Source organism: Pseudomonas sp. M30-35, assembly GCF_002163625.1.
Lineage (GTDB): Bacteria > Pseudomonadota > Gammaproteobacteria > Pseudomonadales > Pseudomonadaceae > Aquipseudomonas.
Genome location: NZ_CP020892.1, coordinates 1,318,697 through 1,343,300 on the forward strand (window position 1 = coordinate 1,318,697; position 24,604 = coordinate 1,343,300).

Consider the following 24,604-nt stretch of genomic DNA (forward strand, 5'->3'; position numbering starts at 1 on the left):
GATTAAACAATTTGTCGCCTCGTCGTCTTAAGCTGTCGCGCCTCTGTAAATTGGCCGCCAGGGTCAGTAGAATGGTCGGCTTTCCGCACAACCCCATGGAGTTCATGGCATGGCCGATGTAAACAAGGTAGTCCTGGCATATTCCGGTGGCCTGGACACGTCAGTGATCCTCAAGTGGCTGCAAGATACTTATAACTGTGAAGTGGTGACTTTCACTGCTGACCTCGGTCAAGGCGAAGAAGTCGAGCCAGCTCGCGCTAAAGCTCAGGCCATGGGCGTTAAAGAAATCTACATCGATGACCTGCGCGAAGAGTTCGTTCGCGATTTCGTCTTCCCGATGTTCCGTGCCAACACTGTTTACGAAGGCGAGTACCTGCTTGGTACGTCGATCGCGCGTCCGCTGATTGCCAAGCGCTTGATCGAGATTGCCAACGAAACTGGCGCTGATGCCATTTCCCACGGTGCTACCGGTAAAGGCAACGACCAGGTTCGTTTCGAGCTGGGCGCGTATGCACTTAAGCCAGGCGTTAAAGTAATTGCCCCGTGGCGTGAGTGGGACTTGATGTCCCGCGAGAAATTGATGGATTACGCTGAAAAGCATGCCATTCCAATCGAGCGTCACGGTAAGAAGAAGTCGCCGTACTCGATGGATGCCAACTTGCTGCACATCTCCTATGAAGGCGGCGTGCTGGAAGATACCTGGACCGAGCATGAAGAAGACATGTGGCGTTGGACCAAGTCGCCAGAGCTGGCGCCGGACACCCCGACCTACCTCGAACTGACTTACCGCGCAGGCGATATCGTTGCCATCGACGGTAAAGAGATGACGCCTGCGACTGTTCTGGCCGAGCTGAACCGCATTGGTGGCGAGAACGGCATTGGTCGTCTCGACATCGTCGAGAACCGCTTCGTCGGCATGAAGTCACGCGGCTGCTACGAAACCCCAGGCGGCACTATTATGCTCAAGGGCCACCGCGCCATTGAGTCGATCACCCTGGACCGCGAAGTCGCTCACCTCAAAGACGAGTTGATGCCGAAATACGCTAGCCTGATCTACAACGGTTTCTGGTGGAGCCCTGAGCGCACCATGCTGCAGCAGATGATTGATGCTTCGCAGGCTAACGTTAATGGTGTGGTCCGCATGAAGCTGTACAAAGGCAATGTAATCATTGTCGGTCGCAAGTCTGACGACTCGCTGTTCGATGCCAACATCGCCACCTTCGAAGAAGATGGCGGCGCTTACAATCAGCAAGATGCTGCCGGCTTTATCAAGTTGAACGCTTTGCGCATGCGCATCGCCGCCAACAAGGGCCGCAAACTGATCTAAGCTAAAGAAGCTGTTTGATAGCTTCCATAAAACCTCATACAGACTTGTCTGTATGAGGTTTTTTTATGCGCCATTGGTCGGCGCGAGCAGGCGAGCAATTGGCTCATCTGTGAGGGTTTAGGAGTTTGAACCATGGCGGACAAGCTTCGCGTTGTTCGCCCTACGAAGGAGTAGTGCTCATGTCTAAATTATTAGTTGGTCTGTGCCTCGGTCTGTTTTGCTTGAACCTTCAGGCTGGCGTTATCGATCCGGATTGCACGCCTGAAAAAGCGGCTAAAAGCGCAGCCATGAAAGCCACAGTAGGCGTGGGTGGCCGCTGCGATGCTAAAGATGTCGCCTCTGACAGCATGGGCCTGGACGACAAAAAGGATAAAGTCGATGACGCAAAAGACAGCGTCTCCGGCAAAAAAGATAAGGCCAGCGATGCGGCTGACGATCTAGGTCGAAAAGCGATCAAAAAAGCGTTTTAGAGCAGCTTTTTCACTCATACAGTTCGGGCATTTAGGCATCTGGTCAGCCGCAAGACTGGTCAGATTCCGTTAGGACGCTCACAATAGGCCTTCATTAATAAGGCCACTGATGTGGCCTTTTGCATTTGCCATAACGACTCTATGGAGCCTTTATCATGCGCTTGTTGCATACCATGCTACGCGTTGGCGATATGGATAAGTCCATCGCTTTTTACACTGAAGTGCTGGGCATGACCCTGCTGCGCCGCAAAGATTACCCGGATGGGAAATTCACTCTGGCTTTTGTTGGCTACGGTGATGAGGCGCATAACTCGGTGCTTGAACTCACCCAGAACTGGGGCACCGAAAGCTACGACCTCGGCAACGGCTACGGCCACATCGCCTTGGAGGTCGAAGACGTTTACAAGGCCTGCGATGACATTCGTTCACGCGGCGGAAAAATCACCCGCGAGCCGGGGCCGATGATGCACGGCACCAGTATTCTCGCGTTTGTCGAAGATCCGGATGGTTATAAGATCGAACTGTTGTCGCCATCGCGTAACGACTGACTCTTAGGAACTCTCTGAAAAAGGTAGCGAGCGACGGGAGTACAAGGCAAAAAAATGCGAAAAACGACCGGGGTCGCGCTTGACTTTACGTGTTGTAAATGAGCATTTTGAGCAGTTTTTTAACGCAGCACGGGCTTGCCCCAGTAATCCCTAGCGCAGTAGTTTTTCAGAGGTTCCTTCGTTTGCTAGCACGGCTAGAATGCCAGGCCGCTTCAGTTTGCCTGGCGTCTACCGCATTTCACTGCCACTGTTTACAAGGTATCCGCATGCATAATCCAGTCTCAGCTGTTGATCCAGAAGGTCTGCTTGAATATTCGGTGGTCTACACCGACCGTTCGCTGAATCACATGTCACAGTCCTTCCAACTGGTCATGAACGATATTTCGCGCACCCTCAAACAGGTGTACAACGCTCACGCTGTGGCTGTGGTTCCAGGCAGTGGCACCTTCGGCATGGAGGCGGTTGCGCGTCAGTTTGCCGGTGATAAGAAGTGCCTGATCGTGCGTAACGGCTGGTTTAGCTACCGTTGGACGCAGATTCTCGAGATGGGCAAGATCGCCGCGCACAGCACTGTGCTAAAAGCGCGTCCGGTCAGCACTGAGCCCCAAGCGGCGTTTGCGCCTGCGCCGATTGAAGAAGTGGTTGCTGCGATTCATCAGGAAAAGCCTGACGTAGTGTTTGCACCGCACGTTGAAACATCTTCAGGAATCATTCTGCCAGACGCTTACATGCGTGCAATTGGCGATGCTGTGCATGCGGTAGGCGGTATCTTTGTGCTCGACTGCATCGCCTCAGGCACCTTGTGGGTTGATATGCAGGCCAATGCTGTGGATATCCTGATCAGCGCTCCACAGAAGGGCTGGAGTGGCTCTCCGTGCTGTGCGTTGGTGATGTTCAGTGAGTTGGCCCGTGAACGGATTGAAAGCACCGAAAGCAGCAGCTTTGCTTGTGATTTGAAGAAGTGGCTGCAAATCATGAGTGCTTACGAGCAGGGTGGTCACGCTTATCATGCGACCATGCCAAGCGACTCGCTGGTGCGTTTTCGCGATGTGATGAAAGAGACCGAGCAATATGGTTTTGACGTGGTGCGCACTGAGCAGCAAGAGCTTGGCGATAAAGTCCGCGCGTTGCTAACCGAGAAGGGTTTTAGAAGTGTTGCTGCACCAGGCTTTGAAGCGCCGGGTGTGGTGGTTTGCTACACCGACGATGCGGATATCAAAAGCGGTAAGAAGTTTGCTGCACAAGGCTTGCAGATTGCTGCTGGCGTGCCGCTGATGTGCGATGAACCTGCAGATTTCCAAACCTTCCGCCTGGGGCTGTTTGGTCTGGATAAGTTGAATAACGTTGAGCGTACGGTAGCTACTTTGGCAGATGCCTTGGATAAGGTGACGTCTAAGTAATGGCTCGCTGCACTTCAAAACGATGCAGTTCAAAACAGTGCAGTTCAAAACAATGCAATAGCGCTGGTCTGGGACCGCGCTATTGCGTTTCAACCTGTTCAATCAGGCCCGCTGCTGGCTATTGTGCAGGGCAGGCTGCTGCGCAGGGCAGTGCTTACAAATCGAAATCGTATTCAGACAGCTGTTTGTTCAGGCGGCGTTCGTCGAGAAAATTATCAATGATACGGCGTTTGGTCAGGTTGGTTTTCGCCACCTCAACCGGAGCATCACCGTCATCGCTATCGTCTGCGGCAAAGTCGTCGTCGATGTCTAGGTCTTCTTTGTCAGTGCTCATATCTTCCACTCCCGGCTGTATAAGCCATTTGCGCACCTTATAGCGGCAAAATCGAACCGGGTAAAAAAGATTTTTTCAATCAGGTGGATAGAAAAGTCACTGAAAAATCAATCGTCAGATGTTTTCTGCTTGAATTCGCACAAATCTTCGATGCGACAACTGCCGCAGCGCGGCTTGCGCGCCTGACAGACATAGCGTCCGTGGAGGATCATCCAGTGGTGCGCATCGAGTAAAAAATCTTTTGGCACAAACTTCAGCAGCTTCTTTTCAACCTCAAGCACGTTCTTGCCCGGCGCCACGCCCGTGCGATTGCTGAAGCGGAAAATATGGGTGTCGACCGCCATGGTGAATTGGCGAAATGCAGTGTTAAGCACCACATTGGCTGTCTTGCGGCCGACGCCGGGCAGCGCCTCGAGTTCTTCGCGGGTTTGCGGCACTTGGCTGTTGTGCAGCTCAACCAACATGCGGCAGGTTTCAATAATGTTTTTTGCTTTGCTTGGGTACAAACCGATGGTTTTAACGTACTCACACAAACCGTCGTAACCCAAGGCGTAAATCGCTTCCGGGGTGTTGGCAACGGGATAGAGTTTGGCTGTGGCCTTGTTGACGCCAACATCGGTGGCTTGCGCCGAGAGAATCACCGCAATCAACAGCTCAAAAGGAGTGCTGTAGGCCAGCTCGGTTTTGGGCTCTGGATTGTCTTCATGCAGACGGCGGAAAATTTCGTAGCGTTTAGCAGCGTTCACTCGATTACTCCTGTCACACGAACGCGGCGACTCTGCACAACAACCTCAGGCTGCTTGGCTTTGGCGCGCTCGGCCAATACCGAGTCAATACGGTTTTTACCGGCAATCAACAAGCCCAGCACGATAAACGCACCCGGCGGCAAAATGGCCAGCAGGAAGCCTTGGTAATCGCTGAACAGGGTAATTTGCCAGTCAGCCGCAGACGGACCAAACAGCAATTGCATGTTGGCAAATAAAATACCGGTGCCGAGGAGTTCGCGAATGGCGCCAATGGCCACCAGCACCGCGGCAAAGCCTAAACCCATCATCATGCCGTCGTATGCGGCGCGGCCGGGGTCGTTCTTCGCAGCAAAGGCGTCGGCGCGGCCAAGAATCACGCAGTTGGTGGTGATCAGCGGGATAAAAATACCGAGAATCTGATAAAGCTCGTAGGTGTAGGCCTGCATCAACAATTCGATGCAAGTAGTCAGTGCGGCAATGATCATGACGAAGGCGGGGAGGCGCACAGCGGTATTAACGACACCGCGTACCAGCGACACAGCCGTGTTGGAACAGATCAGCACCAAGGCACTGGCCAGAGCCAGGCCCAAGGCGTTAACCGTAGAGTTGCTGGTGCCGAGCAGTGGACACAGGCCGAGCAGTTGAACCAGTCCCGGGTTGTTCTTCCACAGGCCGTTCAGGGTTATTTCGCGGTAACTGGTGCTAGCCATCAGTTGGCTTCCTGTTTGGGCGTGCGCTGAGTGGCAAACAGCTGTTGCTGGTGCGCATCAAAATACTGCAAGGCTTTATGCACGGCTTTGACGACTGCACGCGGAGTAATAGTCGCGCCTGCAAATTGGTCGAAAACGCCGCGATCTTTCTTCACTGCCCAGCCATTATCATCCGGGTTGTTCAGGGATTTGCCATTGAACTCTAAAATCCAATTGCTTTTGCTCAAGTCAATGCGGTCGCCCAAACCGGGCGTTTCGCGGTGGCTGAGGGCGCGGACGCCAGCCAGCGAGCCATTGGCATTGATTGCGATCAGCAAGTGAATCGCGCCGCTGTAACCATCGGGGGCAGTGGCTTTGAGGATGATTGCACTCGGCTGGCCATTCTTCAGGGCGATGTAGGCATCTTGCGGCGTTTTAACCCCAAGCAACTTCGGGTCAAACACCTCGACGACGTTATCCAGCAGGTGATTGTCGTAGCTTGTGGCAGGCAGTATTTCCGCCAGCGCGCGAACCTGGGCTTCGCGTTGAGCAGTTTCAATACGCGATGCCGTGCCTAATTGAGTGAGCGCCACCGTGCCCACGGTGACCACGGCGAAAAGTCCGAGCACCAAGCTGTTTTTGATCATCGATCGGCTGATTTCAGGCAAGGCCACTGGTTATTCTCCGAGCTTGAAGCCGCGGGTGGGCTTGCGGTGACCATAAGTGCGTGGCCGTGTGTAGTAGTCGATGGTTGGTGCCGCGAGGTTCATCAGCAATACGCCGAAGGCGACGCCGTCTGGGTAACCGCCCCACGCGCGAATCACGTAGATCAGCACACCGACACCGATGCCAAACAGCAAGCGCCCGAGATTGCTGGTTGCGCCGGAGACTGGATCGGTGACGATAAAAAACGCGCCGAGCATGGTCGCGCCGCTGAGCAGGTGAAACAGCGGCGAGCCGTGTGAGTCTGAGCCACTGCCGTTCCAGAACAGCAGGCTCATTACCGCCAATGCCGCGAGCATGCCGACGGGGGCATGCCAAGTGAACAGGCGTTTGCGCAGCAGGTACAGGCCGCCGAGCAGGAAGGCAAGATTGACCACTTCCACCCCGGCGCCGCCGAAGCGGCCAAAGGCAGGGCTTTGTGCCCAGAGCTCGTCAATGGTCAGGCTGTTATTGATTTTCAGGGCATCCAGCGCTGTCGCTTGCGCCCAGCCATCTGGCAGGTTGGCAAAGCCAAAAATATGCTGGAACGCATCCAGCGGGCCAACCATGTGCGGTGCAGGCCAACTGGTCATCTCGACTGGAAACGAAACCAGTACCACGACATAACCCACCATCGCCGGATTGAACGGGTTTTGCCCAAGGCCGCCGTACAGTTGTTTACCAAAGCTGATGGCGAAGCCAGTGGCGACCAGTGTGAGCCACCAGGGCGCGTAAGGCGGTAAAGCCAGCGCGAGGAGTACCGCAGTGACCAAGGCGCTGTAATCCTTGAGGAAGAAGCCTACAGGGCGTTTACGCAGGGTGAGAATCAGTGCTTCAAAGCCTAATGCACAGACGCTGGCCCAAAGCAGGTTGATCAGCGTGCCAAAACCGAATAGCCATGTCAGCGCGAGGATCCCCGGCACGGTCGCCAGCAACACCTGCAGCATGACTTGCTGAGTGCGATTGCTGCCCTTGGCGTGGGGCGATGTGATGCGGGGCAGGGCCATGGGTTATTGGGTCTCTAAAGGGTTGGGTCGGTGGCTTGATGGGCGCTCAGCGCTTGCTCGGCTGCGCTCAGGCGCGAGCGCGCAGCCTCCAGTGCAATGGCTTCGGCGTTGTCATCGCGCTCAAGTTTGCGCAGGTCGGCGCGGGCGAAGGCGACTTCAGTTTTCAATGCGCGGGTGGCTTCATCAACTGGACGCTTGTCGCTGCGCTGCAATTGTGGCGCTGGTTTGCTTGATGCCTCTTCGGCTGCGTGCAGTGCTTGTTCGGCAGTACTCACTGCGGCCGTCAACGTGCTCAGCTGATCTGTATCGGTCTCGGCCTTTTCAGCTTTTTTCAACGCTGCGCGGGCCATGGCTAGCTCAATCTTGGCTTTCTTCAGCGGGTCAACTACGCCTGCCTCTGTTTGGGCTGGCGCCTGTTTTTCCGGTGGCTGCAGGCTGGCGAGAAGTTTCTCGGCAGCTTCGAGCTGGCTGCGCAACTGTTGCAGTTCAGTGGCCTGCTCGGCAGTGGGCGCTTCGATCTTTTCCAGCTTACGCAACTGCGCGCGGAGCATGGCCGCATCGATCTTGGCTTTTTTCAGCTCGTCATCGTTTGCTGCAATGGCAGGTTTGGCCGGAGCAGGGGCCGGTGTCGCTTGCAGGCTGGCGAGAAGTTTCTCGGCAGCTTCGAGCTGGCTGCGTAACTGTTGCAATTCCGTGGCCTGCTCGGCGGTAGGCGCTTCTATCTTTTCCAGCTTACGCAACTGTGCGCGGAGCATGGCCGCGTCGATTTTGGCTTTTTTCAGCTCGGCATCATTTGCAGTGGGTGCAGTTGATGCGCTGGCCGGCTCGGCGGCCAGTGCCGCATCCAAGGTTTTTTGCGCTTCTTCTGCGGCGCTGCGCAGTTCGCTGACCTGTGCATGCAGTTCTGGTGTGTTGTGAGTGGCGAGTTGTTTCTCGGCTTTTTTCAGTGCGACTTGCGCCATGCTCGCCTGAATTTTCAGTTTCTTTAATTCATCGCTCAGGCCGCTTGCCTTTGGCGCTGCTGTAGCTTCTGTAGATTTAAGCGCCGGGTTGTCTGCTTGCGCGGCCTTGGCTAGGGCGGCGCGTTCCAGACGGGCTTTGCGCTCGGCCTCTTTCTTCTCTTCGGCAAGACGCAGGCGCTCTTGGCGTAATTCAAAGCGCTGCTTGGATTGTTCAGCCTTGAGTTGTTTTTGCTCAAGGTCGCGAATCTCACCTTTGGCGGCGCGATAATACTGCACCAGGGGGATGCTCGAAGGGCAAACGTAGGCGCAGGCGCCACACTCGATGCAATCGAACAGGTTGTGCGCTTTGAGCTGTTCGTGATCTTGGCCGAGGGCAAAAAAGTGCAACTGTTGCGGCAGTAAGCTGGCCGGGCAGACTTCTGCACATTCACCGCAACGAATGCATGGCATCGCCGGGGTGGGAGCGGGCAACTCTGCGGCACTGGAAGCCAGTAAGCAGTTAGTGGTTTTAATCACGGGTACATCGATGTTGGGCAGGGTAAAGCCCATCATCGGACCGCCCATGATCAAGCGGTTTAGGGCGCGCTCATCCAGCCCGGCAAAGTTCAGCAGCTCGCCGACGGGCGTGCCAAGCAATACCTCGACGTTCATTGGCCGTGCCAGAGCTTCGCCGGTTAGGGTGGTGATTCTCGATATCAGCGGTTTACCCAGTATCACTGCATTGTGCACGGCGACGGCAGTGCCGACGTTTTGACAGAGCATGCCGATGTCGGCAGGCAGGCCGCCGCTGGGCACTTCAACCCCAGTGAGAATCTGGATCAGCTGTTTCTCGCCGCCCGAGGGGTATTTGGTCGGGAATACGCAGACTTGAAAGGGGCGCTCGGCTACCGCTTGTTTAACCGCGGCGATGGCTTCGGGCTTATTGTCTTCGATGCCAATCAACACCTGTTCAGGGTTGACCAGATGAACAAGGATTTCGATGCCTGAAATCAATTCGGCAGCGAACTCACGCATCAGCATGTCATCGGCGGTGATGTACGGCTCGCACTCAGTACCGTTGATAATCAGCGTATGGATTTTTTGCGTTGGGCGTTCGGTCAGTTTCACTGCTGTGGGGAAGCCGGCGCCGCCCAAGCCGCTGATCCCGGCTTGGCGAATCAGCTCAAGCAGTGCACTGGGTTCAAGCGCGCGATAATCACTGCAAGGTTGCAGCTCAGACCATTGGTCTTGGCCGTCAGTGTCGATGACGATTGCCGGTACCAGCATGCCCGAGACATGAGGGTAAGGCTGCGGGCCAATAAAACTGACGGTGCCTGAAGTGGGTGCATGCACCGGCACGCTGATAAACCCATTGGCTTTGGCAATCAACTGGCCCTTGAGCACGGGTTCGCCAACGGCAACCACCGGCTCTGCCGGAGCACCGATATGTTGGTTAAGCGGCAACACCAATCGCGCTGGTAATGGCGCTCGCTGGATCCCAGTCTTATTGGAAAGGTCTTTGCGTTCAGGTGGGTGAATTCCACCTGGAATATCCCAGATTTGCATCACGCTCATGCAGCTTCGCCTCTGTGGCTATCGGCGCGGTCAGTCGCGATTATCTGGCCCGGAGCGAGTGGTTGCTGCCATTTCCAGGTTTGTACGCTGCTGCCAACTTCGATCATATCGATGCAATCAACCGGGCAAGGCTCTACGCAGAGGTCGCAACCGGTGCACTCAGAGACAATGACCGTGTGCATCTGTTTGGCCGCGCCGACAATTGCATCCACCGGGCACGCTTGAATGCATTTGGTGCAGCCAATGCACTCCGCTTCACGGATGTAAGCGACCATCTGCGGCTTTTCACCTTCGACCGCATCAAGCGGTTCTGGCTCGACATCCAGCAGGTCGGCCAGTGCTTGAATGGTGGCTTCGCCGCCGGGTGGGCACTTGTTGATCTTGTCGCCACCGGCAATGGCTTCAGCGTAAGGCTTGCAGCCGGGGTAACCGCACTGGCCGCATTGGGTTTGTGGGAGCAGGGCGTTGACTTGCTCGGCAATTGGGTCACCTTCAACCTTGAACCGCACCGCGGCATAACCGAGGATCGCGCCGCAGACCAAGCACAGGGCCAGCAACGCGAGAACGGCGCTGATGACCAGGCTCATAACTTGATCAACCCGGTAAAGCCCATGAATGCCAACGACATCAAGCCCGCGGTGATCATGCCGATGGCCGCGCCCTCGAATGTTTTGGGTACATCTGCAATGGCAATTCGCTCGCGCATGGCGGCGAACAACACCAGCACCAATGAGAAACCAAGGCCGGCGCCAAAACCGTTGGCGGTGGCGGTGATAAAAGTGAACTCGCTCTTGTTGGCGTTGAGCAGGGCAACACCCAGCACGATGCAGTTGGTGGTGATCAGCGGCAGGAAAATTCCCAGCACGCGGTAGAGCAGGGGGCTGGTCTTGTTGACCACCATCTCGGTGAACTGCACCACAACGGCGATCACCAGGATAAAGCTGATGGTGCGCAGAAACTCGATATCCAGCGGCTTGAGCACGTATTGCTGGACCAGATAACTGCACATGGCGGCCAGGGTCAGAACGAACGTGGTCGCCAAGGACAAGCCAATCGCGGTTTCGATTTTCTTCGACACACCCATGAATGGGCACAGGCCAAGAAACTGCACCAACACGAAATTGTTGACCAGGATGGCGCTAACCAGAATCAGTGCGAGTTCGGTCATTGCGGGTACCGTTTGGACGGGCAAAGGCCGTATAAAAAGAGTGTTTATTATCGGTGACAGGAAAATAACACTCAAGCCAGCATTGGTTTGAGTGTTATTCGCCTATAAGCCTAGCACCGCTGGTGGCAGGTGCTGACTGGCGCTGCTGCTCGGTTACAGAGCGCCAGTGTTGGCCGTTCTACTTAACCCGTTGGCCCGGCTTGGCGCCGCTGTCTGGGCTGAGCAGGTAAATTTCTTCACCGCCGGGGCCCGCAGCCAAAACCATGCCTTCGGATACGCCAAATTTCATTTTGCGCGCGGCCAGGTTGGCTACGTACAGGGTCAGGCGGCCTTCAAGTTTGCTTGGGTCTGGGTAGGCGCTTTTGATCCCGGAGAAAACATTGCGCTTGGCGTCGCCGATGTCCAGGCTCAGGCGCAGCAGCTTGTCGGCACCTTCAACGAACTCACACTTTTCGATCAGCGCAACGCGCAAATCAACTGCGGCAAAGGCGTCGAAAGCGATTTCGGCGGCGATTGGCTCTTTGACCAGTTCACCGTTGCCGGCGGGCTGGTTGCTGGCTTCAGCAGCGGCGAGGTCTTCTTTGGAGGCTTCGATCATGGCTTCAATTTTCGCAGGTTCAATACGGGTCAGCAGAGCGCTGAACGGATTCAATTGATGGTCGGCCAACAGGGTTTTGTAGTCATCCCAGTGCAGTGGCTCAACATTGAGGAACTTCTCGGCATCGCTGGCAAGGTTTGGCAGCACTGGCTTGAGGAATATCACCAATTGGCGGAACAGGTTGATCGCCTGGGCGCAAATCGCCTGGACTTCTTCCTGTTTACCTTCCTGCTTGTTCAGCGACCACGGCGCTTTGTCAGCAATCCAGGCGTTGGCGCGGTCGGCCAAGCCCATGATTTCACGCATGGCGCGGGCAAAGTCGCGGGCCTCGTAGGCTTCTGCAATGCTTGGTGCTGCCGCCTGGAAAGCCTCTGTCAGTTCAGGTGCTGCATTGCTGGCGACCAATACACCGGCGTTGCCCTTGTGAATAAAACCGGCGCAACGGCTGGCGATATTGACCACTTTGCCTACCAGGTCGGAGTTGACCTTCTGCACGAAGTCTTCGAGGTTGAGGTCGAGGTCATCAACGCCACGGCCCAGCTTGGCGGCGTAGTAGTAACGCAGGTATTCCGGGTTGAGGTGGTCGAGGTAAGTGCGCGCCTTGATAAAGGTGCCGCGCGACTTCGACATTTTCTGCCCATTAACCGTTAAGTAACCGTGTACATTGACCGCAGTTGGCTTGCGCAGGCCTGCGCCTTCGAGCATGGCTGGCCAGAACAGGGCGTGGAAATTAACGATGTCCTTGCCGATGAAATGGTACAGCTCAGCGCTGGAGTCTTTGTTCCAGAACGCATCGAAGTCCAGTTCCGGACGGCGTGAACACAGGTTCTTGAAGCTGGCCATGTAACCAATGGGTGCATCCAGCCAGACGTAAAAGTACTTGCCCGGTTCATCTGGGATTTCAAAGCCAAAGTACGGCGCATCACGGCTGATGTCCCACTCGTGCAGGCCAGAGTCGAGCCATTCGGCGAGCTTGTTGGCGACTGCATCCTGCAATGCCCCCCCGCGAGTCCATTGCTTGAGCATGGCCTCAAACTCAGGCAGCTTGAAGAAGAAGTGCTTGGACTCTTTCAGCACTGGTACTGCGCCAGAAATAGCCGAGCGCGGGTCTTTCAGCTCAGTGGGCTCGTAGGTTGCGCCACACTTCTCGCAGTTATCGCCGTACTGGTCTGGCGTCGCGCATTTCGGGCAGGTGCCTTTAATGAAGCGATCCGCCAGAAACATGCCTTTTTCCGGGTCGAAATACTGGGTCACCGAGCGAGTGGCAATGTGGCCAGCGTCGCGTAGCTTCAGATAGATGGCGGCAGACAGCTCACGGTTCTCATCGGAGTGAGTTGAGTGGTAGTTGTCGAAATCTACGCCGAAATCGGCAAAGTCGGCGGTGTGCTCGGCTTTGACGTTATCAATCAATTGTTCGGCAGTGATGCCTTCTTTCTCTGCGCGCAGCATGATGGCCGAGCCATGAGCATCGTCAGCGCAGACATAGATGCACTGATTTCCGCGCAACTTCTGGAAGCGCACCCACATGTCGGTCTGGATGTACTCGAGCATATGCCCAAGGTGAATCGAGCCATTGGCGTAGGGCAGGGCGCTGGTAACGAGAATCTTGCGGGCTTCAGACATAGAGATCGGCTGCACTGGTAAATCAAAGGAAGTCGACAACTATATAGCCCTGACCATTTTTTTTCATCCCGCGCAGTTGCCGAAAGGTGGAAAAGTCGGCATCTGTTGCAAGTCAGGCTTTGCGGTAACATGCTGGGGCTGCGTTACTTGACCTTTGTTTGGGAGTTTTCATGTCTGTCACCCGTGAAGTAGTTGAAGCCACTCTGCGTCAGTACACCGATCCGCATTTAAACCAAGACCCGGTCAGTGCCGGTTGTCTGCGAGAGATTGATATTCAGGGCCGCCAAGTCAACGTGCGCCTTGAACTGGGTTACGCCGCCGGTTTGTTCAAGAGTGGTTGGGCGCAGGTGCTGGAAATGGCGCTGACCAATCTCGAGGGTATTGATGCTGCAAAAGTGCAGATTGACTGCGTGATTGCTGCGCACAAAGCGCAAGAGCAAGTGCCTGCGCTGGCCAATGTTAAAAATATTATTGCGGTTGCCTCGGGCAAAGGTGGCGTCGGCAAGTCGACCACTGCGGCGAATCTGGCACTGGCCTTGGCCCGTGAAGGCGCCAAGGTCGGCATTCTCGATGCTGATATCTATGGCCCGAGCCAAGGCATCATGTTTGGTATCGCCGAAGGCACGCGGCCGCTGGTCAAGGATCAGAAATGGTTCGTGCCGCTTGAGGCGCACGGCGTTGAAGTGATGTCGATGGCATTTCTGACCGACGAGAACACGCCCGTGGTGTGGCGTGGCCCGATGGTATCCGGCGCGTTGATTCAGTTGATCACGCAAACCGCCTGGACTGACTTGGATTATTTGGTGGTGGATATGCCGCCAGGCACCGGAGATATCCAGCTGACACTGGCGCAGAAGGTCCCGGTTGCCGGTGCGGTGATTGTGACTACGCCGCAAGACTTGGCGCTGCTTGATGCCAAAAAAGGCGTGGAGATGTTCCGCAAGGTCAATATTCCGGTGCTGGGCGTGGTTGAGAACATGGCCGTGCACATTTGCTCGAACTGCGGTCACGCCGAGCATTTGTTCGGTGAAGGCGGTGGTGAGAAGCTGGCCAAGCAGTTTGATGTCGACCTGTTGGCCTCGTTGCCGCTGTCGATGGCGATTCGCATGCAGTCTGACGGTGGCAAGCCCACGACCATTGCCGACCCGGAAAGCCAGATCGCCATGATTTACCAGGAAACTGCGCGCACAGTCGGTGCACGTATTGCTCAAAGCGGCGCTACAGCCCAAGCCATGCCGACTATTTCGGTTAGCGACGACTGATAGACAAGCAGCAGCCCCGGTGCGCCGGGGTTGTTCTTATTGTTGTTGCTGGCCTGATGACGGTTTCTGCAGGCATAAAAAAACCCCGCCGAAGCGGGGTTTTTTATAGGGAGGACAAGTTAGATAACTTGTACTTCCTCAGCTTGCATGCCTTTCTGACCACGAGTGGCCACGAAAGTTACTTGCTGGCCTTCTTTCAGGCTCTTGAAGCCATCGCTCTGGATAGCTTTGAAGTGTACGAACAGGTCATCACCAGATTGTGGAGTGATGAAGCCGTAACCTTTCTCGTCGTTGAACCACTTAACGGTGCCAGTTTGACGATTAGACATGTGTAATCTCCTAACAAAAGTAATATACAGCCCTGGAAAAAACCAGGCCGGGACTGAGTGCAACGAGTACTAGGAGTCGGACGATGTTTGGATCGAAATCTAGGCATCAAGTAGCGATTCGCGGTGACACATGCAGCACAGTGGAAGCACCATACTCGTTTTTCACGCTAAGCGCGAACACTGTGTGCACCTTTCTGTTATTTAGCGACTGATGGAGCAAAAAATGCTCAATTTTTGTACATTCGACGCCAGCCTTTGAACCCTATCGCCAGCCCCGGTAAGATGCGCTCACTTTTTCACCATTTGTTTCATTACTAACATTCAGGACGCCCGCCATGAGCATCAAATCGGATAAGTGGATTCGCCGCATGGCCCAAGAACAGGGCATGATCGAACCTTTCGTTGAACGCCAAGTACGTACTGAGGGCAGCGAGCGATTAATTTCGTACGGTGTCTCGAGCTACGGTTACGACGTGCGTTGTGCGGATGAATTTAAGGTTTTCACCAACATCAACTCGGCGACTGTTGATCCTAAAAACTTTGATGAAAAAAGTTTTGTTGATGTGAAAAGTGATGTTTGCATCATTCCGCCGAACTCGTTTGCCTTGGCTCGAACCGTTGAGTTCTTCCGCATTCCGCGCAATGTACTGACTATTTGCCTCGGCAAGAGCACCTACGCGCGTTGCGGCATCATCGTTAACGTCACCCCGCTTGAACCCGAGTGGGAAGGCCACGTCACACTGGAGTTCTCCAATACCACAACGCTGCCAGCGAAAATCTACGCCAACGAAGGCGTGGCGCAGATGCTGTTCCTGGAGTCGGATGAAGAGTGCGAAGTGTCTTATAAAGACCGCGGCGGTAAGTACCAAGGTCAGCGCGGCGTGACCCTGCCAAAAGCCTAAGGAACCTCTGAAAAACTACTGCGCTAGATATTACTGCGTTAAAAAACTGCTCAAAATGCTCATTTAGGCCAACTAAACTCCGCTTTTTCGCATTTTTTTGCCTTGTACTATCGTCGCTCGCTACCTTTTTCAGAAGCTCCCTAAGTTCACAGGTTTTCAAGAGCCTCGCCTGGTGCGGGGCTTTTTTATGCCTGTCCGGTTACTCAGTCGCGGTCAGCAGGTGGAGTTGTGCGCGAGGGCAAACTTCAGGCAAAAAAATAGGTGGTCTGCATGCGCCTTCCACCTCAATACCATAGAGCTAATGGTGCGTGCAGCGTACCGAACCCAGTCTCTAAAGCTGAACAGAGACGTGCATTGGCGTGTTCGGTTTACTGCTCGGTGACACCAGTATTAACCCTGTGATAGAGAAAAAATTGCCAACTGATGCCAGAAACTTGTCGAATGACGACAAACGGGTCGGGTGACCGCAGGGAGCCGGATAGTCTCAACGCTAGACGTCCGAATACCTTTCAATATGTAACGTTAACGAACTGTCACCACTATGTGCTTTCTAATGATATAGGCCGTATTGCGGTGAGATGCTTATAACGTTTGATTGAGGAGGCATTATGCCGGTTTGGCGAATTACCTATAACCACGATGAAAGTGCCGAGAGTCTCGAGTTTGAATCAGCGCAAAAGCCCAGCATCGATGAAGCTGTTGAACGGGTGTTGCGCATGGCCAAGCAAAACCTTAAAGCTCTGCCTCCGAAAGAGCTTCCGCATGAGGATCAAACGCCTGCTGTGCAGCTCTTGGAGCGGTACGCAATTACCGTGACCGGGATATCGCAAGAGTAACCGTAGTTGTCATTCCCTGCGCTTGGCTTGGCCAATGCGAGGCAAACAAATGTTCAGGCAAAAGAAAGGACGCCAGAGGCGCCCTAAAGATGATCATGGAGTAAGTCCATAATGTCTGACTGACGGCTGCGCGTTTGGTTCAGCGGATCCCGATAAATGGTTGCTATTTGTCTTCGGCGCGCGGTGCGTTACTCGACAAAGGCTTTTACGGAATAGGTGTTTGCACCTGCATATTGTGGGTGATTCGTCTGAAATTTTTGGCGTAAGCAATATTTAAAAGATACTGTATATGTAACCAGTATTTATGAGCTTTCGTCATGTATTTTCAGTACCACGGCCTCCAGCTTATTGCGGGAGGTGAGTTGCCGCTTTATTCCTTTCATGTACCTGCTGGGTTTCCGTCACCGGCGCAGGATCATATTGAGCGCGAAATTTCTCTGGATGAGTTGCTCGGGCTACGTCTCCCGCAGACGTTTTTGGTGCGAGTTGCTGGCGACAGCATGATCGGCGCCGGAATTTTTGATGGTGATCTGGGCGTGGTTGACCGCGCAACCGAAGCCAAACCCGGACATATCGTAATTGCCGCATTGAATAACGAGCCGTTGGTAAAACGCCTGCACAAAGAAAATGGCGTGTATGTGCTCAGATCGGAAAACCCCGCCTATGCGCCGCGACACGTGCTGACTGGCGATGAGTTCAGCGTTTGGGGTGTTATGCACTACAGCGTGCGCCAGCATGTCTGAACTGCGCAACGTTTATGCGTTGGTTGATTGCAACTCGTTCTACGCCAGCTGTGAGCGAGTATTTCGCCCCGACCTCGCCAGAGTGCCGATTGTGGTGCTGAGTAATAACGATGGTTGCGTTATCGCCCGTAGCGCCGACGCCAAGCCTTTCGTGAAAATGGGCGAGCCTTATTTTCAGATAAAAGAGCGCCTCAAGCAGCACGGCATCCTCGCGTTCTCCAGTAACTACGCGCTGTACGGCGATATGAGCCAGCGGGTGATGGCAGTTATTGAGGGGCTGGTTCCCGCTGTTGAGGTGTATTCAATTGATGAAGCCTTTGCTGATCTGACCGGTATGGCGCCACCATTTGAGCCGTTGGGGCAGCAAATCCGCAGTAGAGTGCAGCTCTATACGGGGTTGCCGGTCGGGGTCGGTATTGCAGGCACTCGTACCTTAGCCAAGCTGGCGAACCATGCGGCCAAGCGCTGGCAGCGCCAGACGGGTGGGGTCGTTGATATCACTGATTCGGTGCGGCGCGACAAACTGCTCAAAGCTTGTGAGGTAAGTGATGTATGGGGCGTAGGCCGACGTATGACTGAGCACTTGATCCGCATGGGGATTAAGACTGCTTGGGATCTTGCCCAGGCAGATCCTTGGACGCTGCGTAAACGCTTTAGCGTTGTCGTCGAAAAAACCGCACACGAACTACGCGGTACGCCCTGTTTAGAGTTTGAAGAGATGACCGTGGCCAAGCAGGAAATTTGTTGCAGCCGAATGTTTGGCCATCGCTTGAAAAGCATCGAACCAATACGTGAGGCTGTGGCCACGTACACCGCACTCGCCTGTGAAAGACTACGCGCTCAAGGGTCGTTGTGTAAAAAGGTCAGAGTGAGTATTCGCACCGGTATGTACAACTCCGATGAACCCAAGTTCGCTAGAGGCGTGGTCTGCGATTTGCCTTACCCGACCGACGATACGCGGTTGATCACCAAGGTCGCGATGGAGGGGGTAGTTGATGCGTTTCGTCCGGGCTATGCCTTCAGCAAAGCCGAAGTGCTGTTGCTTGAGCTGTGTCAGCGCGGTGAGTTTACTGACGATATGTTCACTGGCGCTCAAACCGCCACAAGCGAAAAAGTAATGCAGGTTCTCGACTCCATTAATGCCAAGTGGGGTAAAGGCACCGTGCGCCCCTGTGGCGTGCCGGTAGCGCCGGAGTGGGGCATGCGCCGCGAGTTGATGAGCCCGGGGTATACCACTCGGCTGGATCAACTGTGGCGGGTTGAGTAATGCGTCTCAGGCCCCAGCAGTACCACACCGCCGCACAGTAGCGACGGTGTGTGCTGCTCTTTGCCGTGCTTATTGCCGTATCCTGCGTAACGCTTTCGGTTTGCACTGCAGGCGCCTTTCCGGCATCGATCCATTGCCAGAACAATTTGTAGCCAACGGCTAACACGACTGGGCCAATGAACAAGCCGATAATACCGCCCGCCAACATCCCGCCCAAGGCGCCGATGAGAATCACCGGCATGGGTACGTCAACCCCGCGGCCCAACAGCATCGGCTTGAGGATGTTGTCGAGCAAGCCGCCGATAAAGGTGTAGATGGCGAATATGATGGTGGCCAGTGTGGCGCCCTCGGTGAAGAACACAAAGGCGATCACCGGGATCGTGACCAAAGGCACAGGCAACTGCATGATGCCCAGCAGTAATACCACCATCGCCAGCAAGCCAGCCCCGGGAATACCCATGACGATAAAGCCGATGCCAATCACCACCAGCTGGATAAAGGCAATACCGATGACACCTTGGGCAACGGCGCGAATAGTTGCGGTACACAGGGTAATAAAGCTGTGGCTGCCAGCCAGTCCGGCTGTGCTATCAGGCGCAGCAACCGGTCAATCCGTTGTGGCGGATCTGTTGCTGCCCATGTGGCAAGCTTGCGTTGCATTTCGCTGATTATCAAAGGTCTTCACCTTATTAGGTCAGTTAATTCGCTTGGCAAACACATTTAAACTGCACCCCTTCGCCATGTAATGGGCTTTCCCCGGTTCACCTATCTGGACTCAAGCATGTTGAGGAGGCTGCCCATCGCACTCTTTATCCTTGCTTGCTGCAAGTTGACAGAAGGCAGCAGTCCGATCTGTGATGGATTCTGCTGTCCCAGAACTCTGCATACATATCAAAGCTCCTTCGATCGGCAGCGCATACCTGTCACTGCCTGTTCCTTCTGTATGGCTTCCCGGAGCACTTCGCCCGCGGGTAAACAGCCCATTCACTTGGCTACGTAGCTTCAGTCGTACGCCGCCTGAGACGGTGTGCGTATTCGAGCTTCCAGTTCTTGGATTTTTTGCTGCTCTGGAGTCAGCGCCTTACTTTTGGGGGTAACGCCTGTTCGCTATTGCTGAAGCTGATCGACCCAGCGACGTAGTGCTGTCTCACCAACGCCGAGTGAACGACTGGCTTCGATGAAACTGTAGTTTTGCTTGAGTACGAGGTCGGCAGCCTCGCGTTTGAATTCAGGGGAAAAGGTACGGCGTTGTTTGGTCATAGGACACCTCGATCTGGCGTGTATTCTCGCCTAAATGGGTGTCCGGTTTGATTAGACCGCTACAAGCGGGCCGCCTTTGCTTCAGCACCTACAGATTCAGAAAAATTATCTCTTTGCCGAATAGCTCTCAGAGTGGGATGTCACTAAACCTGTAAAGAGACGTACCCCTAATGGAATAAGTCCATCATTAAAATCGTAATGGGGATTATGAAGCGGGGTTGAATGTTGTTCACAATCGGCCCCTAACCAGAAGTAAGCTCCTGGGCAAGCCTCCAGCATGTAGGAAAAGTCCTCAGTTGCCATCGAAGGAGGAGCGTTCCAACGAACACTGTCTTCACCTAACACCTGCCTCGCGACTTGGGCTACTCGTGTGGCAGCTTCAGGAGTGTTCTGAGTGACGGGATAACCAGGGCGATAGTCCAGAGTGCCAGTAACTCCAAATGCTTGCGGCAAGTGATTAATCATTTCTGCCATAAGCTCGCGTACATGCTCCCTTACGCTCGGCTGTAAGCAGCGCACAGTCCCCTTAAGGAGCGCTACGTCAGGAATGACATTGTAAGCAGACCCAGCTTCCACAGCAGTCACGCTGATCACAGCCGGGTCCAGTGGCGATAGTCGCCGAGATACCAGGCTTTGCAGTGCGGTCACGAGCTGGCAGGCAACCACAACCGGATCAATACCGCGATCAGGCATAGCCGCGTGGCACCCCTTGCCATACAGCGTGATATCGAACATATCCTGCGATGCCATCATGGCACCTGGATTGACCTGTAGTTGGCCCAGGGGAATACCAGGCCAGTTGTGTAATCCGTACACGTAGTCCATTGGGAAGCGCTCGAAGAGACCATCTTCGATCATTTTTCGAGCTCCGGCTCCTGTTTCCTCAGCAGGCTGAAAAATGAAGTGGATTTTACCTACAAAATCACCTGTTTCACTCAGGTGGCGGGCTGTAGCAAGCAAGATACTGGTATGGCCATCATGGCCACAGGCATGCATGCATCCAATATGGCTAGACCGGTGTGCAATCTCTCCCTTCTCCTGCATCGGCAACGCGTCCATATCGGCCCGCAGTCCAATTGAAGGCCCCGGCCCGTTTTCTAATGTGGCAACGACTCCTGTCCCACCGATGCCAACGAAAACCTCCATACCGAACGACATAAGCAGTTCGGCAACTCGTCGAGCAGTACGCTCTTCCTGATATCCGAGCTCAGGAAAGGCATGGAAGTCCCTACGCCAGGCGATCGCGTCGGTAATCAGAGAAAGAGGTGGTAAAGCGTTTGGGCTGTTCATCTTTTGTTCCTAAAGAAAGTAGCTGCAAGCTGGCACAGGCATGCCCAACAGCCTAAGGCTTTTAGGGTCTCGCTCGTGATGTGCACCATGTTCTCCGACGTCCCATGGCGCACTCAGAACCGCTTAAAGTCCGATGAGGGTCGCTTTCAATTCGGTGTATTTGTCAAAGGCATGCAGTGACTTATCACGACCGTTCCCAGACTGCTTGAAGCCGCCAAATGGGGTGGACATATCACCACCAAAGTACTGGTTAATTTCAACGGTTCCTGCACGCAAAGCTCTAGCGGTTTTGTGAGCTTTGGATATGTCCCTCGTCCAAACCGCAGCCGCCAACCCATAAGGTGAGTCGTTCGCAATGCGTATCGCTTCTTCAGCCCCATCAAAAGTCAAGACCGACAGGACGGGGCCGAAAATTTCCTCTCGGGCAATTCGCATACCGTTCGAAACGCCATCGAAGATGGTCGGTTCTAGATAAGTCCCACCTGTTTCGTTGAGTGTGCGTTTCCCCCCAATGATCAATTGAGCGCCTTCCGATTGCCCCGCCTCGATATAGCCTATAACAGTCTCTAGCTGGTGCGAGTCGACCATCGCACCTACTTTTGTGGCAGGGTCAAGTGCGTGGCCTGGCTTCCAGTCCTTCATTGCGTTAACCAGCAATGGCATGAACTTGTCCTTGATAGATGCCTCTACAAGCAGCCGCGAGGCGGCATTGCAGACCTCTCCTTGGTTGAAGGCGATTCCAAGAGCAGCAGCTTTTGCCGCCTTTTCGAGATCAGGTGCATCGGCAAAGACAATGTTTGGACTTTTGCCGCCGGCCTCCAGCCAGACACGTTTCATGTTGGACGCACCGGAGTATTCAAGAAGTTGCTTGGCTACTTTTGTCGACCCAGTGAAGGCAATGACGTCAATGTCGGGGTGGAGTCCTAAAGCCTTGCCAACCAAATGGCCGTACCCCGGTAGGACGTTGAAAACACCAGGAGGTATGCCAGCTTCGGTGGCCAATTGGGCAATTCGAATAGCTGTCAGCGGAGATTTTTCCGACGGTTTCAGGATTACAGAATTACCTGAAGCCAATGCTGGGCCCAATTTCCAGCTAGCCATCTTCAGTGGAAAGTTCCAGGGCACAATTGCGGCTACAACACCTGCTGGCTCGCGTGTCACAAGGCACAACTGATCTTTAGACGTTGGAGCGACCTCATCGTAGATCTTGTCAATGGCCTCAGCGCTCCACCGAATTGCTTCAGCTGCTCCAGGAACATCCAAGGTAATAGAGTCGGAGATGGGTTTACCCATGTCCATGCTTTCGAGTAGCGCAAGCTCTTCAATATTTGCATCGATGAGATTGGCGAAGCGAATAAGAACTTGCTTGCGTACGGCAGGCGCCAAATCGCACCAAATACCGGACTCGAATGCTCGACGCGCGGCGCTTACTGCGATATCAGCGTCTTTGCTTCTGGTACAGGCAACGTTGGCGAGGAAACGACCGTCGACTGGACTTAAACATTCAAAAGTCTCGCCGAGTGTGGCATCCACATATTGCCCATTGATAAAGGCCCGGCCCTCGATCTGCAGGGTATTTAGGAGCTTTTCCCAATCTGCGCGGCTGGCGATGCTCATAATGCCTCCTTGTAATATCTGGAACGCCAGCCAAATAACTGGCGTTGGTGATTGAGAGCTGGGTCAGGAGAAAAGGTCAGAGCGCAGCTGTTCGTTCAGAACGGTCTTCAACTGATCAACAAGCCAATCAATTTCTGTGCGATCCAGAATCAGAGGAGGCGAGAGCTGAATCAGAGGAGTGCCTTCATGGTCAACGGCGCTACGGCAGAGGACACCAGCAGCGACGAGGGCTGGAGCGAGCTTTTTCTGAACGAAATCGATCGATTTCGTCGGGCCTGTCCAAGAGCGCGTCTCTTTGCTGGAAACCATTTCCAAGGAATAGTGGTAGCCAGCACCGCGTAGGTCGCCGACATACGGGTGATCAAGCAGTTCGGAGAGGCGAGCCTTGAAATATCCCTCGTTTTTGCGAACGTTCTCGTTGATTTGAAGACGCTCCATAATCTCCAAGTTGGCCAGGGCTGCAGCGCAAGCAGCGGGGTGTCCGCCATATGTAAGGCCATGCAGATACATTTGCTGTGGGCCATTAAGAACAGTGTTGAAAACCTTGTCGCAGGTGATCATGCCGCCCAAAGGTACGTGGCCAGATGCGATGCCTTTGGCAAATGTGATTACATCAGGTTTGAAGTTGAATCGGGTCGAGGCAAACCATTCACCCAGGCGGCCAAAAGCGCAGATCACCTCATCCGCGACCAGCAATACACCGTGGCGATCACAGATTTCTCGCACACCTTCAAAATAGCCGGCAGGCGGAGTGAGGCTACCTCCAGCGCTCTGCATGGGCTCCATGAATACACCGGCAACGGTGTCGGGGCCCTCTTGGATGATCAAAGAGTCGAGTTCTTCCAGCAGGAAGTGGGTAAACTGCTGTTCACTCTCGTTCTCCGGACGGCGATAACGCTTGGTGTTTGACACATGACGTGCGCCCGGCACGAGCGGTTCGAAAACTTTACGGAAGTTGGTCATCCCGTTCACAGAAAGCGCACCATAACTCACGCCGTGGTAGGCGCTGCGCCGACCAATGAATTTGATTCGGCTAGGCTCGCCCCTTGCCTGATGATACTGGCGAACGAGCTTGATCGCTGATTCGTTCGACTCTGAACCGCTAGATGTAAAGAACACGCGATCCATACCTTCTGGTGCAAGTTCGGCAACCTTCGTCGCCAACCGAATAGCGGGCTCATGGGCATATCCCCAGTTTGTGTAATACGGTAGGTCGCACATTTGGCGCTTCACCGCCTCACCGATTTCCTGTCCATGGCTGTAGCCGATCTGTACACAGAAGAGGCCCGCGAGAGCGTCCATGTACTTATTGCCTTTCTCGTCCCATAGCCAAGCGCCTTCACCACGGCTTATCACGGCCAGTGGAGCGTCTTCATAGGCGCTTTTGTGAGTGAAGTGCATCAAAAGATGCTTTCTGGCTAACATCTGAAGTTCAGTGTCCGCAGAATTTTTTGCTTCGTTAGGAGTTAAAATATTCATATCGTTCATGGACGAGTCCCTTTTTTTGACAAAACTTGTCTTGGTCGCGCGTTTGACTGCGTGAGTCAAGGCGTTAGCGGGTCATCAATTTAGTAAATATTTTCGGAATAGTTGTTTAGTGGTTTTTTGGTAAAGCCCTTTGTTATCCATAGCCAGTGGACCATGCCAATGGCTAGCCACATCAGGCCTACTTCAAATGACTGGCGGGTTAAGCTAGTCCATAGCCACACAGTGAGAGTTAGGCCAATAGCAGGAAGAGCGCCGTATCGAAAATAGCCACTTGCAGTACGACTTCCCGTTCAGCTTGGAGCACTTTACATACCGACAGATTTACAAAAGAGAATCCAACAAGTGCGCCGAAACTGATCATGGTGGTGGCCAACTCCAAGCTAATTACCAGCGCTGTTAGAGAGATAAGGCTAAAATCGTTTCTCAGCTCAATTCTGAGCTCGTTCTGACCTTGCCGTGAGAGGTGATCAGGACACCACTGG

22 protein-coding genes and 2 pseudogenes are annotated in these 24,604 nt (G+C 54.2%); 9 read left to right on the plus strand and 15 right to left on the minus strand.

Going from position 1 to position 24,604, the window contains the following annotated elements; genetic code table 11:
• The first annotated feature begins 109 nt into the window (after window positions 1–109).
• The 4 genes from B9K09_RS06165 (at window position 110) to B9K09_RS06180 (ending at window position 3,745) form a co-directional block, all read left to right on the plus strand.
• Window positions 110–1,327 carry an argininosuccinate synthase gene (locus tag B9K09_RS06165; RefSeq protein ID WP_087515982.1) on the plus strand — a complete coding sequence of 406 codons (1,218 nt, stop codon included), beginning with the start codon at window positions 110–112 and terminating at the stop codon, window positions 1,325–1,327.
• Window positions 1,328–1,506: 179 nt separating this feature from the next.
• Window positions 1,507–1,797 carry a hypothetical protein gene (locus B9K09_RS06170; RefSeq protein WP_087515983.1) on the plus strand — a complete coding sequence of 97 codons (291 nt, stop codon included), beginning with the start codon at window positions 1,507–1,509 and terminating at the stop codon, window positions 1,795–1,797.
• Between the two features lie 155 nt (window positions 1,798–1,952).
• On the plus strand, window positions 1,953–2,345 hold the full coding sequence (gene gloA, locus B9K09_RS06175) for a lactoylglutathione lyase (RefSeq protein ID WP_087515984.1): 393 nt from the start codon (window positions 1,953–1,955) through the stop codon (window positions 2,343–2,345).
• Window positions 2,346–2,611: 266 nt separating this feature from the next.
• A complete protein-coding gene (locus B9K09_RS06180; protein ID WP_087515985.1) occupies window positions 2,612–3,745 on the plus strand; it encodes an aminotransferase class V-fold PLP-dependent enzyme in 1,134 nt (377 codons plus the stop codon).
• Between the two features lie 154 nt (window positions 3,746–3,899).
• Here B9K09_RS06180 and B9K09_RS06185 read toward each other — a convergent pair whose 3' ends face one another.
• From B9K09_RS06185 to metG, 9 genes are all read right to left on the minus strand, one after another.
• Window positions 3,900–4,079, minus strand: a complete 180-nt coding sequence (locus tag B9K09_RS06185) for a PA3496 family putative envelope integrity protein (RefSeq protein WP_087515986.1) — start codon at window positions 4,077–4,079, stop codon at window positions 3,900–3,902.
• Between the two features lie 107 nt (window positions 4,080–4,186).
• Window positions 4,187–4,825 (minus strand): endonuclease III, encoded by a 639-nt coding sequence (gene nth, locus B9K09_RS06190; protein ID WP_087515987.1) that lies wholly within the window; start codon window positions 4,823–4,825, stop codon window positions 4,187–4,189.
• Window positions 4,822–5,535, minus strand: coding sequence for an electron transport complex subunit E (locus B9K09_RS06195; protein WP_087515988.1), 714 nt, complete (start codon window positions 5,533–5,535; stop codon window positions 4,822–4,824). The genes nth and B9K09_RS06195 overlap by 4 nt, the downstream gene beginning before the upstream one ends.
• On the minus strand, window positions 5,535–6,161 hold the full coding sequence (gene rsxG / locus B9K09_RS06200) for an electron transport complex subunit RsxG (protein ID WP_177408705.1): 627 nt from the start codon (window positions 6,159–6,161) through the stop codon (window positions 5,535–5,537). Before rsxG ends, B9K09_RS06195 begins: the two co-directional genes overlap by 1 nt.
• A 30-nt stretch (window positions 6,162–6,191) precedes the next feature.
• A complete protein-coding gene (rsxD, locus tag B9K09_RS06205; RefSeq protein WP_087515990.1) occupies window positions 6,192–7,223 on the minus strand; it encodes an electron transport complex subunit RsxD in 1,032 nt (343 codons plus the stop codon).
• Between the two features lie 14 nt (window positions 7,224–7,237).
• Window positions 7,238–9,739 carry an electron transport complex subunit RsxC gene (rsxC, locus tag B9K09_RS06210; protein WP_087515991.1) on the minus strand — a complete coding sequence of 834 codons (2,502 nt, stop codon included), beginning with the start codon at window positions 9,737–9,739 and terminating at the stop codon, window positions 7,238–7,240.
• Window positions 9,736–10,326 carry an electron transport complex subunit RsxB gene (rsxB, locus tag B9K09_RS06215; protein ID WP_087515992.1) on the minus strand — a complete coding sequence of 197 codons (591 nt, stop codon included), beginning with the start codon at window positions 10,324–10,326 and terminating at the stop codon, window positions 9,736–9,738. Before rsxB ends, rsxC begins: the two co-directional genes overlap by 4 nt.
• Window positions 10,323–10,907, minus strand: a complete 585-nt coding sequence (gene rsxA / locus B9K09_RS06220; RefSeq protein WP_087515993.1) for an electron transport complex subunit RsxA — start codon at window positions 10,905–10,907, stop codon at window positions 10,323–10,325. The genes rsxB and rsxA overlap by 4 nt, the downstream gene beginning before the upstream one ends.
• Before the next feature lie 178 nt (window positions 10,908–11,085).
• Complete coding sequence (gene metG, locus B9K09_RS06225) at window positions 11,086–13,128, minus strand: methionine--tRNA ligase (RefSeq protein WP_087515994.1); 2,043 nt, start codon at window positions 13,126–13,128, stop codon at window positions 11,086–11,088.
• A 170-nt stretch (window positions 13,129–13,298) separates the two neighbouring features.
• Here metG and apbC point away from each other — a divergent pair, with 170 nt between their 5' ends.
• Complete coding sequence (gene apbC, locus B9K09_RS06230) at window positions 13,299–14,390, plus strand: iron-sulfur cluster carrier protein ApbC (RefSeq protein ID WP_087515995.1); 1,092 nt, start codon at window positions 13,299–13,301, stop codon at window positions 14,388–14,390.
• A 119-nt stretch (window positions 14,391–14,509) separates the two neighbouring features.
• On the opposite strand, the gene B9K09_RS06235 is transcribed toward apbC, so the two are convergent.
• The gene (locus tag B9K09_RS06235; protein ID WP_010484518.1) at window positions 14,510–14,719 is read right to left on the minus strand and encodes a cold-shock protein; all 210 of its coding nucleotides are present in this window, start codon (window positions 14,717–14,719) and stop codon (window positions 14,510–14,512) included.
• Window positions 14,720–15,054: 335 nt separating this feature from the next.
• On the opposite strand from B9K09_RS06235, the gene dcd reads away from it, so the two are divergent.
• The 4 genes from dcd (at window position 15,055) to umuC (ending at window position 18,467) form a co-directional block, all read left to right on the plus strand.
• On the plus strand, window positions 15,055–15,621 hold the full coding sequence (gene dcd, locus B9K09_RS06240) for a dCTP deaminase (protein WP_087515996.1): 567 nt from the start codon (window positions 15,055–15,057) through the stop codon (window positions 15,619–15,621).
• Between the two features lie 608 nt (window positions 15,622–16,229).
• Entirely contained in the window at window positions 16,230–16,457 is a 228-nt protein-coding gene (locus B9K09_RS06245) for a hypothetical protein (protein ID WP_087515997.1), read from the plus strand.
• A gap of 317 nt (window positions 16,458–16,774) precedes the next feature.
• Complete coding sequence (locus B9K09_RS06250; protein WP_087515998.1) at window positions 16,775–17,200, plus strand: LexA family transcriptional regulator; 426 nt, start codon at window positions 16,775–16,777, stop codon at window positions 17,198–17,200.
• Window positions 17,193–18,467: a translesion error-prone DNA polymerase V subunit UmuC gene (gene umuC, locus B9K09_RS06255; protein WP_087515999.1), complete on the plus strand. Its 1,275-nt coding sequence runs from the start codon at window positions 17,193–17,195 to the stop codon at window positions 18,465–18,467. The genes B9K09_RS06250 and umuC overlap by 8 nt, the downstream gene beginning before the upstream one ends.
• An 85-nt stretch (window positions 18,468–18,552) precedes the next feature.
• Here the strand turns inward: umuC and B9K09_RS06260 are convergent.
• The 5 genes and pseudogenes from B9K09_RS06260 to B9K09_RS06290 all read right to left on the minus strand — a co-directional run.
• Window positions 18,553–19,020 (minus strand): annotated as a pseudogene (locus B9K09_RS06260) (AI-2E family transporter); the annotation flags it as partial.
• A 479-nt stretch (window positions 19,021–19,499) separates the two neighbouring features.
• A pseudogene (locus B9K09_RS06275) lies at window positions 19,500–19,727 on the minus strand (transposase); the annotation flags it as partial.
• Window positions 19,728–19,832: 105 nt separating this feature from the next.
• On the minus strand, window positions 19,833–21,017 hold the full coding sequence (locus B9K09_RS06280; protein ID WP_087516001.1) for a M20 aminoacylase family protein: 1,185 nt from the start codon (window positions 21,015–21,017) through the stop codon (window positions 19,833–19,835).
• Between the two features lie 123 nt (window positions 21,018–21,140).
• A complete protein-coding gene (locus B9K09_RS06285) occupies window positions 21,141–22,634 on the minus strand; it encodes an aldehyde dehydrogenase (RefSeq protein ID WP_087516002.1) in 1,494 nt (497 codons plus the stop codon).
• Between the two features lie 63 nt (window positions 22,635–22,697).
• A complete protein-coding gene (locus tag B9K09_RS06290) occupies window positions 22,698–24,122 on the minus strand; it encodes an aspartate aminotransferase family protein (protein ID WP_218191983.1) in 1,425 nt (474 codons plus the stop codon).
• Window positions 24,123–24,604: the final 482 nt, after the last annotated feature.

Excerpts from the sequence above, each read along its gene's own strand:
- B9K09_RS06165 (WP_087515982.1), top strand. The coding sequence starts at position 110 with ATGGCCGATGTAAACAAGGTAGTCCTGGCATATTCCGGTGGCCTGGAC.
- B9K09_RS06170 (WP_087515983.1), top strand. The coding sequence starts at position 1,507 with ATGTCTAAATTATTAGTTGGTCTGTGCCTCGGTCTGTTTTGCTTGAAC.
- gloA (WP_087515984.1), top strand. The coding sequence starts at position 1,953 with ATGCGCTTGTTGCATACCATGCTACGCGTTGGCGATATGGATAAGTCC.
- B9K09_RS06180 (WP_087515985.1), top strand. The coding sequence starts at position 2,612 with ATGCATAATCCAGTCTCAGCTGTTGATCCAGAAGGTCTGCTTGAATAT.
- B9K09_RS06185 (WP_087515986.1), bottom strand. The coding sequence starts at position 4,079 with ATGAGCACTGACAAAGAAGACCTAGACATCGACGACGACTTTGCCGCA.
- B9K09_RS06195 (WP_087515988.1), bottom strand. The coding sequence starts at position 5,535 with ATGGCTAGCACCAGTTACCGCGAAATAACCCTGAACGGCCTGTGGAAG.
- rsxG (WP_177408705.1), bottom strand. The coding sequence starts at position 6,161 with ATGATCAAAAACAGCTTGGTGCTCGGACTTTTCGCCGTGGTCACCGTG.
- rsxD (WP_087515990.1), bottom strand. The coding sequence starts at position 7,223 with ATGGCCCTGCCCCGCATCACATCGCCCCACGCCAAGGGCAGCAATCGC.
- rsxC (WP_087515991.1), bottom strand. The coding sequence starts at position 9,739 with ATGAGCGTGATGCAAATCTGGGATATTCCAGGTGGAATTCACCCACCT.
- rsxB (WP_087515992.1), bottom strand. The coding sequence starts at position 10,326 with ATGAGCCTGGTCATCAGCGCCGTTCTCGCGTTGCTGGCCCTGTGCTTG.
- rsxA (WP_087515993.1), bottom strand. The coding sequence starts at position 10,907 with ATGACCGAACTCGCACTGATTCTGGTTAGCGCCATCCTGGTCAACAAT.
- metG (WP_087515994.1), bottom strand. The coding sequence starts at position 13,128 with ATGTCTGAAGCCCGCAAGATTCTCGTTACCAGCGCCCTGCCCTACGCC.
- apbC (WP_087515995.1), top strand. The coding sequence starts at position 13,299 with ATGTCTGTCACCCGTGAAGTAGTTGAAGCCACTCTGCGTCAGTACACC.
- B9K09_RS06235 (WP_010484518.1), bottom strand. The coding sequence starts at position 14,719 with ATGTCTAATCGTCAAACTGGCACCGTTAAGTGGTTCAACGACGAGAAA.
- dcd (WP_087515996.1), top strand. The coding sequence starts at position 15,055 with ATGAGCATCAAATCGGATAAGTGGATTCGCCGCATGGCCCAAGAACAG.
- B9K09_RS06245 (WP_087515997.1), top strand. The coding sequence starts at position 16,230 with ATGCCGGTTTGGCGAATTACCTATAACCACGATGAAAGTGCCGAGAGT.
- B9K09_RS06250 (WP_087515998.1), top strand. The coding sequence starts at position 16,775 with ATGTATTTTCAGTACCACGGCCTCCAGCTTATTGCGGGAGGTGAGTTG.
- umuC (WP_087515999.1), top strand. The coding sequence starts at position 17,193 with ATGTCTGAACTGCGCAACGTTTATGCGTTGGTTGATTGCAACTCGTTC.
- B9K09_RS06280 (WP_087516001.1), bottom strand. The coding sequence starts at position 21,017 with ATGAACAGCCCAAACGCTTTACCACCTCTTTCTCTGATTACCGACGCG.
- B9K09_RS06285 (WP_087516002.1), bottom strand. The coding sequence starts at position 22,634 with ATGAGCATCGCCAGCCGCGCAGATTGGGAAAAGCTCCTAAATACCCTG.
- B9K09_RS06290 (WP_218191983.1), bottom strand. The coding sequence starts at position 24,122 with ATGAACGATATGAATATTTTAACTCCTAACGAAGCAAAAAATTCTGCG.